Source organism: Helicobacter sp. 11S03491-1 (assembly GCF_002272835.1).
Lineage (GTDB): Bacteria > Campylobacterota > Campylobacteria > Campylobacterales > Helicobacteraceae > Helicobacter_J.
Genome location: NZ_MLAO01000001.1, coordinates 138,666 through 154,742, shown reverse-complemented (window position 1 = coordinate 154,742; position 16,077 = coordinate 138,666). Strand labels below are relative to the sequence as shown.

Below are 16,077 nucleotides of genomic sequence, written 5' to 3'. Positions count from 1 at the left end.
ATTCTAACAAAAAAATCTTTAATAAAAGCAAAATCTTAAGGGTGCGTATGTCGCTTGAAGAACTCAAGGAAAAACTTCGATCAAATGTAAATCTTTCGCCTCAATATGGCATGATTAAAAAAATTTCTCCAAATATTGTGTATGCAGATGGCATTACTCCTTCGGTAGGGGATATAGTCAGAATAAACAAAACAGATGGCAAAGAATGTCTGGGAATGGTTGTAGTGAGTGAAGAAGATAAATTTGGATTCACACCATTTTCATTCATAGAAGGGTATAAAACCGGCGATAAAGTTATGCTGGAGAAAAAAGGCTTGGTTTTTCCTGTGGGAGAAGGTATGCTTGGGAGAGTGTTGGATTCATTGGGGAATCCTATAGATGACAAAGGATCTTTGGGAGAGGTTTCTTTTGTGCCTGTTATTACTCCTCCTATTAAAGCAATGAAAAGAGGTATTATTGATGAAGTTTTTCCTGTAGGGATAAAAAGTATTGATGGGTTGCTAACTTGTGGCAAAGGGCAAAAAATGGGTATATTTGCCGGGAGTGGCGTGGGCAAATCTACACTGATGGGAATGATTGTAAAAGGTTGTTTGGCTCCAATTAAAGTTATTGCGCTTATTGGCGAACGGGGTAGAGAAGTGCCTGAATTTGTTCAAAAAAATCTTAATGGGGATTTAAGTAACACTATTTTGATTGTTGCTACCAGTGATGATTCACCTCTTATGCGTAAATATGGTGCTTTTTGTGCTATGGCGGTTGCAGAATATTTTAAAAATCAAGGCAAAGATGTGCTTTTTATGATGGATTCTGTGACACGATTTGCAATGGCACAAAGAGAGATTGGGTTAGCCCTTGGTGAGCCTCCTACCAGTAAAGGTTATCCTCCTTCTGTATTGTCTTTATTACCACAACTGATGGAACGAGCAGGCAAAGAAGAGGGTAAGGGGTCTATTACTGCATTTTTTACAGTGTTGGTAGAAGGCGATGATTTGTCTGATCCAATTGCCGATCAAGCTCGCAGCATATTAGATGGGCATATTGTTTTGAGTAGAGAATTGACAGATTATGGAGTTTTTCCTCCTATTAATATTCTTAATTCTGCTTCACGAATCAGTAATGAAATCATCACAACCCAACATAAAGAATCTGCCCGTAAATTTCGCCGTCTCTATGCGCTTTTGAAGGAAAATGAAATTCTTATTCGTATTGGTTCTTACCAAAAAGGCTATGATAGTGAGCTTGATGAAGCAATTGAGAAAAAACCTCAAATGGAAGATTTTCTCAAGCAAGATGAGAGAGAGAAATTTGCTTATCAAGAGAGTATAGATAGATTAATAAATATGATGTAAAATTCTTTCCCATAATTAGAATTTAAACTTTTTAAAAGATTTTTATTTGTAGATTTCGCTTGACAAAACACGACTCAAACAATGAAACAACTTTAGTTTTGTCCGGTGAATCTTGATTAGGAGATAAAATGCAAAAGCGAATATACTTAGATAATAATGCAACAACTATGGTAGATCCTAAAGTAAAGGATTTAATGGATCCTTATTTTTGTAAATACTATGGAAATCCCAACTCATTACATAAATTTGGAACAGAAATTCATCCTGCAATTAGTGATGCCTTGAATAAGCTTTATGAAGGAATTCATGCACGCAATGAAGATGATATTATCATTACAAGTTGTGCGACTGAGAGCAATAATTGGGTTTTAAAAGGTGTGTATTTTGATAAAATTTACACAGGTCAAAAAAATCATATCATCACTACAGAAGTGGAGCATCCGGCAGTAGGTGCTACTTGTAGATTTTTAGAAAGTTTGGGGGTTAAGGTTACTTATCTCCCTATTAATAAAGATGGTACAATTTCAGCTAAACAAGTCCAAGAAGCCATCACTCCACAAACGGCTTTAGTAAGCATTATGTGGGCAAACAATGAAACCGGATTAATATTTCCTATTGAAGAAATTGGAGCTATTTGCAAACAAGCAGGGGTGTTATTCCATACAGATGCCGTTCAAGCAATTGGTAAAATTCCTGTAGATGTAGTTCAGGCAAATGTAGATTTTCTTTCTTTTTCTGCACATAAGTTTCATGGTCCTAAAGGAATTGGCGCTTTGTATATCCGATCAGGGCTTGAGCTAACTCCTTTATTGCATGGTGGCGAACACATGCGCGGCAGGCGGAGTGGGACTTTAAACGTGCCTTATATTATTGGTATGGGCGAGGCGATGAGATTGGCTGTAGAGGCTCTCTCTTATGAACAAAATGTGGTAAGTAAATTACGCGATAGACTTGAAGATGCTTTGCTCAAAATTGATGATGTCTTTGTTATTGGCGATCGCAAACATCGTGTTCCCAACACTACGCTTGTAAGTGTAAGAGGGATTGAAGGTGAAGCCATGCTGTGGGATTTGAATAAAGCAGGGATCGCAGCTTCTACAGGTAGCGCTTGTGCAAGTGAGGATTTGGAGGCAAATCCGGTAATGGTTGCTATTGGGGCAGATAAAGAATTAGCCCATACAGCCATTAGAATATCTCTTAGTCGGTTTAATACTCAAGAAGAGATTGACTATGCGGTGGAAGTATTTTACAAAGCGATTCAAAGATTAAGAAACATTTCCAGCTCTTATGGGGCTTAATAATTAAAAAATAATTGATATATTTGAAGGAAGAAAAATGGCAAAAAATGACTTGATAGGCGGTGCCTTATGGGATGCGTATTCAAAAAAAGTTAGTGAAAGGATGGATAATCCCACTCATTTGGGTGTCTTGACACAAGAAGATGCAAAAACAAAAAATGCTAAGTTAATCATAGCAGATTATGGGGCTGAGGCTTGTGGAGATGCAGTGAGGTTATATTGGCTGGTAGATGACAATGATGTTATTATTGATGCAAGGTTTAAAAGTTTTGGTTGTGGCACAGCTATTGCAAGTTCGGATATGATGATTGAACTTTGTTTGGGCAAAAAAGTCCAAGAAGCTGTAAAAATCACTAATCTTGATGTTGAGCATGCTTTGAGAGATGATCCTGATACTCCTGCAGTCCCCGGACAAAAAATGCACTGTTCAGTGATGGCATATGATGTTATCAAAAAAGCTGCAGGGATTTATTTGGGCAAGGATATTCAAGATTTTGAAGATGAAATTATCGTGTGTGAATGCGCTCGAGTGAGTTTGAGTACAATTAAAGAAGTCATTCGATTAAACGATCTTAAAAGTGTAGAAGAAATTACAAATTATACAAAAGCAGGCGCTTTTTGCAAAAGCTGTGTGAGACCCGGTGGGCATGAGAAAAGAGAACATTATCTTGTGGATATTTTAAAAGATGTGAGGACAGAAATGGAAGCTGAAAAACTTAAAGAAAATGCTCAAAAATCAGCAAGTGGCGAGTTATCTTTTAAAGATATGACAATGGTGCAAAAGGTTAAAGCCGTGGATAAGACTATTGATGAGACAGTCAGACCTATGCTCATGATGGATGGGGGCAATATGGAGATTATTGACATCAAAGATACCGGTGATGGGCATATTGATATTTATATTCGCTATATGGGAGCATGCAACGGGTGTTCCAGTGCTGCTACAGGGACTTTGTTTGCAATAGAAAGTGTTTTGCAACAAAATCTGGACGAAAATATTCGTGTAATGCCTATTTAATTAGAATTTTTAAATTAAAACTAACATCTCTTGATAAATTTAAAGAGTTTAAAGAGATGTTTTTATAAAAATTTCATCAAAATCATTCCGCTGAAAGCATCGCCTTTATAAATTTCTATACGAAAGATTTTTCCTGCTTTGTCAATAGAAAATTTTGGAATACAATCTTTTTGGCTAATAAGAATTCCTGTCTCATTGGGCTTAGCAGATGTGTCATTAGGGATAACATATCCAATCACATTAACACGATACCCATTGATGGGAGGAATTTCGAAATTTTCTTTAACTTCAATAATGCTTGGAACGCGAACATTTTGTTCTTTTCCATCAACAATCATTGTAATTTCTTTAAGTGAATGATCAAACTCCATATATTCCGGGTTGATGCGACTCATTAGCTTGTTACCATATTTGAGCCATACTTGATTATTCTTTGGGAGTAATCCCAGAATATAGGCTTTTGAAGTTAGGGGGATTTGGGTTATTTGTATGTCTTTGGGAAGTGGAAAATAATTGATTGTGGGTCTTAAGCCATAAAGAGGCAACAAAATATTTTCATCAATGACTACATCTAAAGATTTATCATTGATGAGATGATAGAGTGTATTTGGTGTTAGATTAAAATCTTTTTCATACCGGATACCTAATTCATCAAGCATTCCCTCAATAGCGAGCAAATGATAATATACTCTTTGTTCCAAAGAAAGTTTTTTACTTGCTTCATTTGCAAATGCCGGCTTGTTGTGTCGGATAGCAAAAAAGGTGAGGGCTTTTTCCATTTCTTTATCGCCTCTAGCTGTGTGGGTATCGCGAATATAGTATTTATGGATAGGTTTGAGGAGTTTTTTGTTGATTTGGTCTGTGATGTGGGTGAGGATTTCTTTGAGGTTGCCATATGGAACATCTTTTAGATTCTCTTGATCGATAATAGAAGAATTTCCCCATCTGTTGGGGTTAAGCAAAGGAGATTCATATGTGGGGCGGTAAAAACCACTGCCATCATGAAGGTGAAAAATAGCATTAACTTCCGGATTAAGTATAAGCGATTTGATATGCTTAATAATGTTATATTCAGGGTCTTTGGGAGAAAGGGCGGCAAATTTACGATTCATATCATCATAAATTCCACGATGATTTAAGAGCATAGAATGTTTGTTGAGTACAGGGACTACCCATACATTCCCATCAAGTATCTTATAATGCATGAGGAATATATTAGTGGCATTAAATCCTCCCGGTTCATCTCCTTGAATACCTCCCATAAGCAAAAGAGTAGGATCATTGGGATTATTTTGAAGTTTGATAACATCAAAATCAATAGGAGCGAGAGGTTTGGCAAAAGCCATTGTCCAAAAGAGAGCCAAAATAAATAATTTTTTCAAAAGTTTCCTTGGTTATCTAAAATTTGCCCAGTATTATATCTAAAAAGTAGTGGAACAAAATGTGCTTTTATTCTACAGATTTTAGAGATATTTATAGAATTCATCCACAAAGGCAATATTATGTTTGAAAAAGATGTCTTAGCAACCTTTAAAAAGCATTTAGAAGGTATGGATAAGCCCAAAGAAGTTGGTGTGCATACAAATATTTGGAATAAAACTACCAAGATCCATCAGTTTGGAGAGGATATGAAAAGTGCTAATGAGTTTATAGGGGCGATGCAAATTTTAAATATTGCGATCAAAAAATTGATTGCATGTTCTCAAAAAATGCTTATTGATAATATTGATGAAAACATAAAAGATACTTCTTATGGGCATTTAAAAGGAATGGTCTCCAAAGAAATGAATGAAATTATAGAGAAATGTACTTTTATGGGAAATGCATTAATAGATGTAAATTTAAGCATACAAAGCGAATCTAAAGCAATAGAATTTGAGATTTCAAATCCAATGCCTTTGTTTGAGAGAGAAGAATATGAAAGCGTGATTGCCTATCTTGAAGATAAAATAGAGGATCTTCAGTATTCTTTGGAGCTTGTAAGTGCAAAAATATCTAGTCAAAATATATTTGATGCATCTGTTTCAAATACCCCTTCTTATGAGCATTTTAATTCAAAAGATTTTCTAAAAAGATTTTAGTTGTCGGTATTTTGGTAAAATTCTCCAAAATTAAATTATGAAAAGGTTAAGTTATGTTGCGTTTTGCTCCTTCGCCGACAGGGGATATGCATATTGGCAATCTTCGAGCTGCTTTGTTTAACTATATTATTGCTAAGCAAAAAGGAGAAAAATTCCTTATTCGGATTGAAGATACAGATTTGCTTAGAAATATAGAAGGCAAGGATAAAGAGATTTTATCTACCTTGAATTTATTTGGACTCTTATGGGATGAATTAGTATATCAAAGCCATAATTTTAAACGTCATCATCAATTCGCAAATTATCTTCTTGAACAAGGCAAGGCATTTTATTGTTATTGTACAAAAGAATTTTTGGAAGCTAAAAAACAAGAAGCTATTGATTCTAAAATACCCTTTAGATATGACGATTCTTGGGCACAAATTCAAAAACATCAAAATCAAAATCCGGTTGTGAGACTTTATGGATCAAAAGAGACGATTAAGTTTAATGATGTCATCAAAGGAGATTTGGAGTTCTCTGCTTCTGAAATCGATAGTTTTGTAATTTTGCGTGAAGATGGTGTCCCTACTTATAATTTTGCTTGCGCTTGTGATGATATGATTTATGATATTAGTTTTATTGTGCGTGGGGAGGATCATGTGAGCAATACGCCCAAGCAAATTTTGATTCAAAAATCCCTGAATTATCAAAAACAAATCGGATATGCCCATTTGCCTATTATACTTGGAGAAGATGGCAAAAAAATGAGCAAACGTGATAGCGGATCAAGCGTAGCATGGCTTTTAAATCAGGGATTTTTGCCTCAAGCTATTATCAACTATCTTATTAGTATGGGGAACAAAACTCCTGTTGAGGTATTTAGTCTCCATGAAGCTATTGAATGGTTTGATATAAAAAATATTGCAAAATCTCCGGTGAAATTTGATATTAAGCGTTTGCGTTATATCAATCGAGAACATCTTAAAAAATTAAGCGAAAGTGAATTTGCTATGCTTTTGAATACAAAAGACGAAACAATTGGGGCAATTGCAAAGCTTCATTTGGAAGAAGCAAGCACGCTGGAAGAAATTATTCAAAAAATAGAGTTGATATTTGAACCCAAAGATATCACAAGGCAATACGAAGGAGAGAATTTTGAGATGGAATGTAAAAAGCTTTTTAGCATACTCCAATCAATGCTCATTCAGGATTTTAAAGCTTTAGATGAATATGAGACATTTAAAAACGAGATGATGGCGCGCAGCAATCTTGAAGGTAAAAAGTTTTTTAAGTCTCTTCGAATTTTGTTAACAGGGCAATCTCATGGAATTGATTTGGGGGAGTTATATCCTCATATACGCTTACATCTTAAAGATATTTTGCAGATCAAAGGAGAATAATGATTCTAGGGAGCATTTTAAATGCAATTGCAACTATTTTGGATACCCTTATTACATTGTATATATGGGTGGTAATTATTGCTGCTTTGGTTAGTTGGGTGCGTCCTGATCCTCATAGCCCTATTGTGCAAATACTTTCCAAACTTACACAACCTCTATACGATAAGCTAAAAAGTAAAATTCCTCTTGTATATAATGGGATTGATTTTGCTCCTTTGTTTGTGATTATTGTTTTGCAATTTATCAATATGACTTTGATAAAAATATTATTAGTATATGCTCAAAAGTTATCTTAAGATGAAGAAAATATTTTTTTGTATTGCTTTATTTTGTTGTTTTAGTTTTGGCAAAGATATTACTTTGAAATTTTTAGAAAGTAAGCCACAAGGAGTTGTGAGAGATTTTTATATCTGGCGGTTTATTTCTGAACCAAAGACTTCTATTGAAGATGCCAGACGCGCTTATGATCTTGTGGCAAACAAAATTCCCAGAATCCAAAAGGCAATGGAAGCCAAAGGAATTCCTACGCAAATGCCTGAGGATATTTTTTGCAAAAATCTAAATTTTGAAGAACTCAAAACTCAAGATGGGCAATGTATTGCTTTTGGACTTAAGTTATCTGATGTATTAGAAATTAGCGATCAAGATGCTGCATTGATCTTAGATAAAGTGCATTCAAACAATCCCGATCTTTTTGAGGAAATCGTTATTTTACGCAGTAAAAATATTCTAAAGGCAATGCTTAATACAAATGCAAAAATTTTTGGGACAATTTTTAATGGGCTAAGTTATACGCAAAAGCTTAAGATTTTTGATGGATCAATCCCTTATAAAAAACTTCAAACCCTTGCTAATGAAAATAATGCTGTTTTTAATAAGGTTTTGCACAGCATTATTTTAGACCCCAAATTTCAAACTTTTAAAAAGTCTTTAACCAAAGCTGATATTACAAAATCAAATGCAAATACATTTTTTTTATTGGGTATTAACGAGCTTATGCACAAACGTGAGCACAAGGCAATTGTATATTTTCAACGATCCCAAGAAGCAGCTATTGATCCATTTATGAGAGATAGAGCCTTATTTTGGCAATATCTGGTAAGCAAAAATAGACTTTTTTTAGAGCAATTAGCCCAAAGTGATTTTGTGGATATTTTTTCTATTTATGCCAATCAAAGGCTTCATACTAAACCAAAATATCAAATTGTTTCCGAGTTTGCAGATATTAGTGATAAAAAGCCTGATTTTAATATTAGAGATCCTTTTGAGTGGCAGATTTTGAAGGATAATATTTTTGCCATTAATGACAATGAAGAATATAAAAAAGTTTTGAAATATTTTAAATATGATAAGACACTCCCTCATCTCGTTTTTTTTCTTAATCGTTTGAATAAATATAAAATTAATTATTTTGTTACTCCTTATGAAGACTTGCTTCTATGGAAAGATGATGATGAAAAATCAATGGTCTATGCCATAGCCAGACAAGAAAGTCATTTGCTTCCGGCTCTCATATCACGATCTTATGCGCTGGGGATGATGCAAATTATGCCCTTTAATGTTCTTCCTTTTGCTAAAGAAATGAATCTTAAGGATATCGATCTTTTTGATATGTTTGATCCTAAAACAGCTTTGAATTTTGGAAATTATTATCTCAATCATCTTAAAGAGGAGTTTGTCCATCCTTTATTTGTCTCTTATGCTTACAATGGAGGACCGGGATTCTTACGTAGGTTATTGGCAAAAAAAGAATTATTTTTGAAGGGTAGAAAATATGAGCCTTGGATCAGTATGGAGCTTTTGCCATATGAAGAATCAAGATTTTATGGGATGAAGGTAATAGCAAATTATGTGATTTATCAAGAACTTTTTGGGCATTATATTGATCTGGAAAAATTGCTGCAACAAACCCTTATTTACACAAAGGACAAAAAATGATTAGTAAATGCCTTTTTCCGGCAGCAGGATATGGAACGAGATTTCTCCCTGCAACTAAGGCAATGCCTAAAGAAATGCTTCCTATTGTCAATAAGCCTTTGATTCAATATGGGGTTGAAGAAGCTCTTGAAGCAGGGTGTCAAATGATGGCTATTGTTACAGGAAGAGGGAAAAGAAGCATTGAGGATCATTTTGATATCAGCTATGAGTTAGAGCATCAGATTAAGGGCACGGATAAAGAAAGTTATCTGAGAGAAATTAGATCTCTCATTAATGCTTGCAGTTTTTCTTATACGCGTCAAAATGAAATGAGAGGACTTGGGCATGCTATCCTTACAGGAGAAATATTGATAGGAAAAGAAGCTTTTGCTGTTATCCTTGCAGATGATTTATGTACCAATTTACAAGGAAAAGGAGTGCTTGCCCAAATGATAGATTTGTATAAAAAATACCATTGTTCTATTGTGGCTATTGAAGAAGTGCCTATGGAAGAAGTTGATAAATATGGGATTATTGAAGGAGAAGAAATCCAAGAGGGGGTATATCGCGTATTTAATATGGTTGAAAAGCCTTTAAAATATGAATCTCCAAGTAATTTAGCCGTCATTGGCAGGTATATTTTAACTCCAGATATTTTTGATATATTAAGGGTAACAAAACCGGGAAAAAAGGGAGAGATTCAAATTACTGATGCCCTGCTTGAACAAGCAAAATCAGGGCATGTACTTGCTTATAAGTTTCAAGGCAGGCGCTATGATTGCGGTAGTATTGATGGGTTTGTAAAAGCTACTAATGATTTTTATCAGTTATTGCATTAATGGAGATAGTTAATGTATGATATTTGGTTTTATTTATTTTTTTGGGCAATAGGGATTTTTTTTGCTTTGCCTATTGTGATGATGGGGTTTGCATGGATAATCCTGCAAAAATCTACGACTCATAAGGCTGTGGCATTGAGAGATATTGAGTTATTGGTTGATGGGAGTAAGAAACCGGAAGATTTTGAACAAGCAATAAGTAAATTTTTGAAATATTTTAAAAGTTTGCCCCAAGGAAAAAAGGACCTGAAATATTGGCTGGAGATTGTAGAAAAAATCGCTTCTTCTGAATATTTTGACAGCAATTATGCAAACGAATTTACAGAAGAACTTGAGAATGCTAATGAAGATATACAAAAAGATATTGCTGATAAAATTACAACAGCATTGAAGAATCGAAAAAAAGGTTAAGTTATGGATTATTTACAAATTACAGGGGGCAAGACTCTCAAAGGAGAGGTAAGAATTTCAGGAGCTAAAAATTCTGCTCTCCCTATTTTGGCAAGCGCATTATTGTGTAAAAATCTCTTGAGAATTTCAAATCTTCCTGATGTGGCAGATGTAAAGACTTTGGCAAAACTTTTGGAGCATTTGGGTTCAGAGATTGAATGGGTTTCTCCCAATGAGCTTTTAATTCACTCTGAACGCATTATTCATACAAAAGCTATTTATGATATTGTGCGTAAAATGAGGGCTTCTATTTTGGTTTTAGGTCCTTTGTTGGCTAGATTTGGAAAATGTGAAGTGAGTTTGCCGGGAGGTTGCGCAATTGGCGCTAGACCTGTGGATTTGCATATTAAAGCAATGGAAAAAATGGGGGCAGAAATTTCTATAGAAGGCGGGTATATTGTTGCTAGAGCGCCAAAAGGTTTGAAGGGCGCTGATGTAATGTTTGATAAAATCACAGTTACCGGTAGTGAAAATATTCTTATGGCAGCTGCTTTAGCAAAAGGAGTTACACGCATTATTAATGCTGCAAAAGAACCTGAGGTTGTCCAGCTTTGCCAAATTCTCCAAAGTGCAGGGGTTGAGATACAAGGAGTAGGGAGCAATGAGCTTTGCGTACGGGGGACTCAAGGGGAACTATTGGAATTTAAAGATATTTCTGTCATACCTGATCGCATTGAGGCAGGGACTTATTTATGTGCAGGGGCGATTACAAATTCTGCCATTACGATTAAAAATATCATTCCCACACATTTAGAGGCGATGATAAGCAAGCTTGGAGAAATTGGTTTTAAATTTGAGAATACTCAAAATAGCCTAAAAATCTTACCTGCTTCAAAGCGCTATGCTTTTGAGATTGTTACAACAGAATATCCCGGATTTCCAACTGACATGCAAGCGCAATTTATGGCTTTAGCTACTCAATGTCAAGGAAGTAGTTCTATTGAAGAGAGATTATTTGAGAATCGTTTTATGCATGTGAGTGAATTACAACGTTTAGGAGCTCATATTACCTTGCGAGGAAATGTAGCTAAAGTAACAGGAGGAGAGAAGCTTATTGGCGCAGATGTAATGGCAACAGATTTGCGGGCTTCTTCAGCTCTCGTCTTAGCAGGACTTGTTACAGAAGGTAACACAAAAATACACAGAATTTATCACCTTGATAGGGGTTATGAACATTTAGAAGAAAAATTTTCTAATTTGGGAGCGCAGATCAAGAGATTAAAAGAAAAATAAACTTTTTATTTAGTTTTATTAGATTATAATCTAATAAAATAATTAAAAATATGTGAGGAGTTAAAAATGTCAAGAAGAAAAGAACATGATTTTATAGGCGAATTAGAAATTGATAATGACGTATATTATGGGATTCAAACTCATCGAGCGATTGAAAATTTTCATATTACCAATGAAAAACTATCTGATTTTCCAATATTTATCAACGCCCTTGTTCAAGTTAAAAAGGCTGCAGCACTGGCAAATTATGAATTAGGTTTGCTTGATGCTAATATTAAAGAGGCTATCTGCAGAGCCTGTGATAAGATTCTTGCAGGGAATTATCATGATCAATTTGTTGTAGATATGATTCAAGGAGGGGCTGGCACAAGCACTAATATGAATGCCAATGAAGTGATTGCAAATCTTGCTCTTGAAATTATGGGACATAAAAAAGGCGAATATGATTATTGCCACCCTAATGATCATGTCAATCTTTCTCAATCTACTAATGATGCCTACCCTACAGCATTGAGAATTGCTTTGTATGAGAGATTGAGCGGTTTGACTGAATCAATGCGTATTCTTAGAGATGCCTTTGCTAAAAAAGCAGAAGAGTTTAAAGATATTCTAAAAATGGGTAGGACTCAATTACAAGATGCTGTTCCAATGACTTTAGGACAAGAGTTTAAGGCTTTTGAATTGATGATTAACAAAGATATTGAGCGCGTACTGGATGCCAGAAATTTGGTGCGAATTATCAATCTTGGAGGGACAGCAATTGGCACGGGGATTAATTCTCATCCTGATTATAAAAATATTGTAGAGCAAAAAATTCAAGAAGTTACGGGCAGACCTTTTGTTACGGCAACAGATTTGATAGAAGCCACCCAAAGCACAGGTGCTTATGTCCAAATTAGCGGTGTACTCAAAAGAGTATCTGTAAAGCTTTCAAAAATATGCAATGATTTGAGACTTTTAAGTTCAGGACCTCGAGCAGGGATTAATGAAATCAATCTTCCCAAAATGCAACCGGGAAGTTCTATTATGCCCGGTAAGGTAAATCCGGTTATTCCTGAAGTGGTCAATCAAGTATGTTTTGCTGTTATTGGGCATGACATTACGGTAACAATGGCTGCAGAGGGAGGACAATTGCAACTTAATGTGTTTGAACCTGTGATTGGCTATAGTTTATTTAATTCAATCGTTATGCTCAATCGTGCGATGGTAACACTTGCACATAAATGTGTAGATGGGATTACGGCTAATGAAGATGTATGCAAAAATTTTGTATTAAATAGTATTGGGATTGTTACAGCGCTTAATCCTTATATTGGGTATGAAAACTCTGCTTCTATTGCCAAAGAATGTTTGAAAACAGGCAAAAGTGTTTATGATGTTGTTTTGGAGAAAGGTTTGTTGAATAAAGAACAATTAGAAGAGATTTTCAAACCCCAAAACATGATCAACCCCCATATGTATAAGAAAAATAAAGCTTGATAAGAAAATAAGGGTACTCTAAGATGCATGATATACAAAAAATGTTTTATTTACGCCTTTTGTATTATCAAAAAATGCTTGGAGAAAAATATGTAGATGCTATCAATCTTAAGCCTACAACTCAAAGCTTAAGTTTGCCAAAATCTTCACTCCAAGATATTATCTCCCATTGTGTCTTATGCCATAGAAGCAAGAAGGCTTTGCCTGCTTTTGGTATTTTGCCCTCTAATGCGAAAGTGATTTTTGTCTCACAACTACCTTTAATAGATGATTCAAACGTATTTTTGCCAAATAAAAGTGCTCAAATGCTTCAAAATATTATTCAAAATATTTTTGCCTTACATACCGGAGAATATGGCGTGTTATCTTTGGTAAAATGTAATCAAGGCGATTCTCATATAGCAAATTCAGAGATTTTGATGTGCAAGCAATATTTAGATGAACAACTTAGAATGGATCATACTCAGATTGTTGTTTTATTAGGAGAGCTTGTATTATCGCATTTATTGGGGTTGGATTTTGACGATCATAATGGTCGGATTCTTTTGCAAAAAGGTAAGAAATTTCTCGCTACTTATTCTTTAGGTCAGTTATTAAAAAATCCATCTTTGAAAAAAGAAGCTATGAAACATTTTTTACTTGCAAAAGGAGTATTATGAAGAATAAAGGGATTGTTTTTGTTATTTTGTATTTTGTGGGCTTTTCTTTCCTTTTTGCTAAAAGCTATATTATATCCCCTCTTCCTCTGCCTAAACAAGAAGTATTAGATATTACAACAGATAAATGTGATGAAAAATGTCTCCAAAAGCTTTATGATGAGGGAAAGATTTTTTCGTTTGTAGCAAAGTTTAAAAATGATACTCAAAATGTAGAGTTGCGGGCGAATTTATCTGTAGCATTATCTGAGATTGATTCTTTTATGCAAAGTTCAATGTATCAAAATATAAAAAATTCTCAGATAAAAATTGCCCTTTTAATCCCCAAAAAAATCGTTGGGCGTTATTCGGTGGCGAGTATTGATACCATATTGGCTTATTTGATGACACGTGGGGGAGATTTTAATTTCAAAGTTTTTGATAGTGGGGGGGAAACTTCTTCAGATCTCAATGATGCTTATACAAAAATTGAGCAAGAAAAATATGAGTTTGTGATTGCTGTGCTTACTCAAGCGGGTGTGGAAAATTTTATTCAAGGGACTTATATGAGTATCCCTACGTATATCCCTACTATCAACAAAAATCAACTTACGATTTCAAATTTGCCTAAGAATTTGTATTTCGGAGGCATCGACTATAAAGCCCAAATGCAAACGATAGTAGCCTTAGTAGGGGATAATTCAATTGTAGAATATGATGATGATAGCCCTGTAGGATTGGTCTTGGGAGATATTTTGGATACTCTGGATTCTAATGTGGTTTATAAAGATGTTGTTTCTTCCCAACAAGCTGCAACATTTGCAAAAAATCTAAAAATCCAAGAAGATTTTTTGGAAAATAGTGTCATTGTTTTGAATACGCCTGTTGTCAAAAGTGGCTTGATGCTTTCTCAACTGGCTTTTTCTACTAAAAAACCCATTAAAATTCTCTCTACTCAAATTAATTATAACCCTTCTTTGTTGATGCTTGTGCGGCCCAAAGATAGACAAAATTTCTATATTGTCAATGCTATTGGACACACCAATCAAAAATTAATCGAATATGGAGCACTTCTTAGCAGTGATTTGCGTTATGATTGGGTAAATTATTCAACCGCAATTGGTGTGGAAATGTTTTTTGATTTGCAAGATCCTAAAATTAACAAATTTTTCTCTGAACTCATTAGCGATAATCAAGTCCAATATATTAATACTCTTTATCGTGCAAAGGGTTCTATATTTGAGCCAATCCGCTAATTTATGGATAAAAAACTTTATTTGGGGAATCTCCCAAATAAAGAATTAAAAAATTGGTTTTGGAGTTTTATCTGTAACAGGAGCTAAGACAGGATAAGTGATTGTTGGTTTTGTGCCTGTAAGGGATTGGAAAAAGGTTTCGATCTTTTTAGCTTCTTGGTCATTGATGGTAATCCCCAATTGGATAGCTCCCATTTCTTTGATGGCATCTTTGACATCCCAATATTGTCCATTATGAAAGTAAGGCATTGTTTCTGCAATATTTCTAAGTGTTGGGACTTTGACCATGCCATTAGCATCGCCTTTAAAGTCACCTACATTAGCAAACTCATAAGGTTTGACAATACCAAAAGGTTGCATAGTGCCCCCTAAATTGATACCATTATGACATGCAATACAACCTTTATCAATAAAAGTATTTAACCCTTCTTGCTCTTGTTTGCTTAAAGCTTTTGGATTGCCATTGAGAAAATCATCATAACGACTAGGTGTTACAAGTGTTTCTTCAAACATCGCAATAGTATCTCCAATTAATTTAAAATCAATTTTTACTTTATTGCCATAGGCTTTTTTAAATTCATCAACATAAGCAGGGATAGAGGTAATTTTTTCAACTACAAGTTTTGGGGTTGCTGCCATCTCCACAGGGTTTTGAATGGGACCTTGAGCTTGGTCTCCTAAATGAAAAGCTCTCCCATCCCAAAATTGAACAGAATTAAATACAGAGTTATATACTGTGGGGGAGTTGAGGTGATGAGGGTTGGGCTGCCATTTTTCTCCAATGGCTACAGGCACTACATCGACCCCGCCTAGGGCAAGGTTATGGCAAGTATTGCAAGAAATAAGATTAGAGCTTGAGATTCTGGGATCAAAATAAAGTTTTTTGCCAAGTTCAATTTGAGCTTGTGTCATTTTGGGGTTATAACCGGTGGCCAGGTCTGTGTCTTTGGCTTTTTGTAATTGGTATGCTGCTAGGGCTTTACCGCTAGGGATAGGTTGTAGCCCGGAATTTTTGGCTTTTTGAATCAACTCTTGATTGATTGCGCCAAAAGCATTAATGGCACAAAATGTAATTACACTTCCTATTAAGGCTGTTTTTTTCATTGTTTTCTCCTGTTTGTATGTTGTTTTTGTTATCAA

The 16,077-nt window shown here is 34.9% G+C and carries 15 protein-coding genes; 13 read left to right on the top strand and 2 right to left on the bottom strand.

Annotated features, from left to right (window positions below):
* Positions 1-47 precede the first annotated feature (47 nt).
* The 3 genes from fliI to BKH45_RS00705 all read left to right on the top strand — a co-directional run bounded on the left by fliI (position 48) and on the right by BKH45_RS00705 (position 3,665).
* Entirely contained in the window at positions 48-1,349 is a 1,302-nt protein-coding gene (gene fliI, locus BKH45_RS00715) for a flagellar protein export ATPase FliI (protein ID WP_095273553.1), read from the top strand.
* 128 nt (positions 1,350-1,477) lie between these two features.
* The gene (locus BKH45_RS00710; RefSeq protein ID WP_095273552.1) at positions 1,478-2,647 is read left to right on the top strand and encodes a NifS family cysteine desulfurase; all 1,170 of its coding nucleotides are present in this window, start codon (positions 1,478-1,480) and stop codon (positions 2,645-2,647) included.
* 37 nt (positions 2,648-2,684) lie between these two features.
* Positions 2,685-3,665, top strand: coding sequence for an iron-sulfur cluster assembly scaffold protein (locus BKH45_RS00705; RefSeq protein ID WP_095273551.1), 981 nt, complete (start codon positions 2,685-2,687; stop codon positions 3,663-3,665).
* Positions 3,666-3,727: 62 nt separating this feature from the next.
* Here the strand turns inward: BKH45_RS00705 and BKH45_RS00700 are convergent, their stop codons facing one another.
* Complete coding sequence (locus tag BKH45_RS00700; protein ID WP_257874461.1) at positions 3,728-5,047, bottom strand: M99 family carboxypeptidase catalytic domain-containing protein; 1,320 nt, start codon at positions 5,045-5,047, stop codon at positions 3,728-3,730.
* A gap of 120 nt (positions 5,048-5,167) precedes the next feature.
* Here BKH45_RS00700 and BKH45_RS00695 point away from each other — a divergent pair, with 120 nt between their 5' ends.
* The 10 genes from BKH45_RS00695 to BKH45_RS08770 all read left to right on the top strand — a co-directional run bounded on the left by BKH45_RS00695 (position 5,168) and on the right by BKH45_RS08770 (position 14,937).
* Positions 5,168-5,746, top strand: coding sequence for a flagellar FLiS export co-chaperone (locus BKH45_RS00695; protein WP_095273550.1), 579 nt, complete (start codon positions 5,168-5,170; stop codon positions 5,744-5,746).
* 53 nt (positions 5,747-5,799) lie between these two features.
* Positions 5,800-7,128: a glutamate--tRNA ligase gene (gene gltX, locus BKH45_RS00690; protein WP_095273549.1), complete on the top strand. Its 1,329-nt coding sequence runs from the start codon at positions 5,800-5,802 to the stop codon at positions 7,126-7,128.
* Complete coding sequence (locus BKH45_RS00685; RefSeq protein WP_095273548.1) at positions 7,128-7,424, top strand: YggT family protein; 297 nt, start codon at positions 7,128-7,130, stop codon at positions 7,422-7,424. The genes gltX and BKH45_RS00685 overlap by 1 nt, the downstream gene beginning before the upstream one ends.
* 1 nt (position 7,425) lies before the next feature.
* Entirely contained in the window at positions 7,426-9,066 is a 1,641-nt protein-coding gene (locus BKH45_RS00680; RefSeq protein ID WP_095273547.1) for a lytic transglycosylase domain-containing protein, read from the top strand.
* Positions 9,063-9,884: a UTP--glucose-1-phosphate uridylyltransferase GalU gene (gene galU / locus BKH45_RS00675; RefSeq protein ID WP_095273546.1), complete on the top strand. Its 822-nt coding sequence runs from the start codon at positions 9,063-9,065 to the stop codon at positions 9,882-9,884. The genes BKH45_RS00680 and galU overlap by 4 nt, the downstream gene beginning before the upstream one ends.
* Before the next feature lie 12 nt (positions 9,885-9,896).
* The gene (locus tag BKH45_RS00670) at positions 9,897-10,295 is read left to right on the top strand and encodes a hypothetical protein (RefSeq protein WP_095273545.1); all 399 of its coding nucleotides are present in this window, start codon (positions 9,897-9,899) and stop codon (positions 10,293-10,295) included.
* A gap of 3 nt (positions 10,296-10,298) precedes the next feature.
* Positions 10,299-11,567 (top strand): UDP-N-acetylglucosamine 1-carboxyvinyltransferase, encoded by a 1,269-nt coding sequence (gene murA, locus BKH45_RS00665; RefSeq protein WP_095273544.1) that lies wholly within the window; start codon positions 10,299-10,301, stop codon positions 11,565-11,567.
* 66 nt (positions 11,568-11,633) lie between these two features.
* Positions 11,634-13,046, top strand: coding sequence for an aspartate ammonia-lyase (gene aspA, locus BKH45_RS00660; protein WP_095273543.1), 1,413 nt, complete (start codon positions 11,634-11,636; stop codon positions 13,044-13,046).
* Between the two features lie 23 nt (positions 13,047-13,069).
* Positions 13,070-13,705: a uracil-DNA glycosylase family protein gene (locus BKH45_RS00655; RefSeq protein WP_095273542.1), complete on the top strand. Its 636-nt coding sequence runs from the start codon at positions 13,070-13,072 to the stop codon at positions 13,703-13,705.
* Positions 13,702-14,937 (top strand): hypothetical protein, encoded by a 1,236-nt coding sequence (locus tag BKH45_RS08770; RefSeq protein WP_095273541.1) that lies wholly within the window; start codon positions 13,702-13,704, stop codon positions 14,935-14,937. Before BKH45_RS00655 ends, BKH45_RS08770 begins: the two co-directional genes overlap by 4 nt.
* A gap of 45 nt (positions 14,938-14,982) precedes the next feature.
* Here BKH45_RS08770 and BKH45_RS00645 read toward each other — a convergent pair whose 3' ends face one another.
* A complete protein-coding gene (locus tag BKH45_RS00645) occupies positions 14,983-16,041 on the bottom strand; it encodes a cytochrome-c peroxidase (protein WP_095273540.1) in 1,059 nt (352 codons plus the stop codon).
* Between the last annotated feature and the right edge of the window lie 36 nt (positions 16,042-16,077).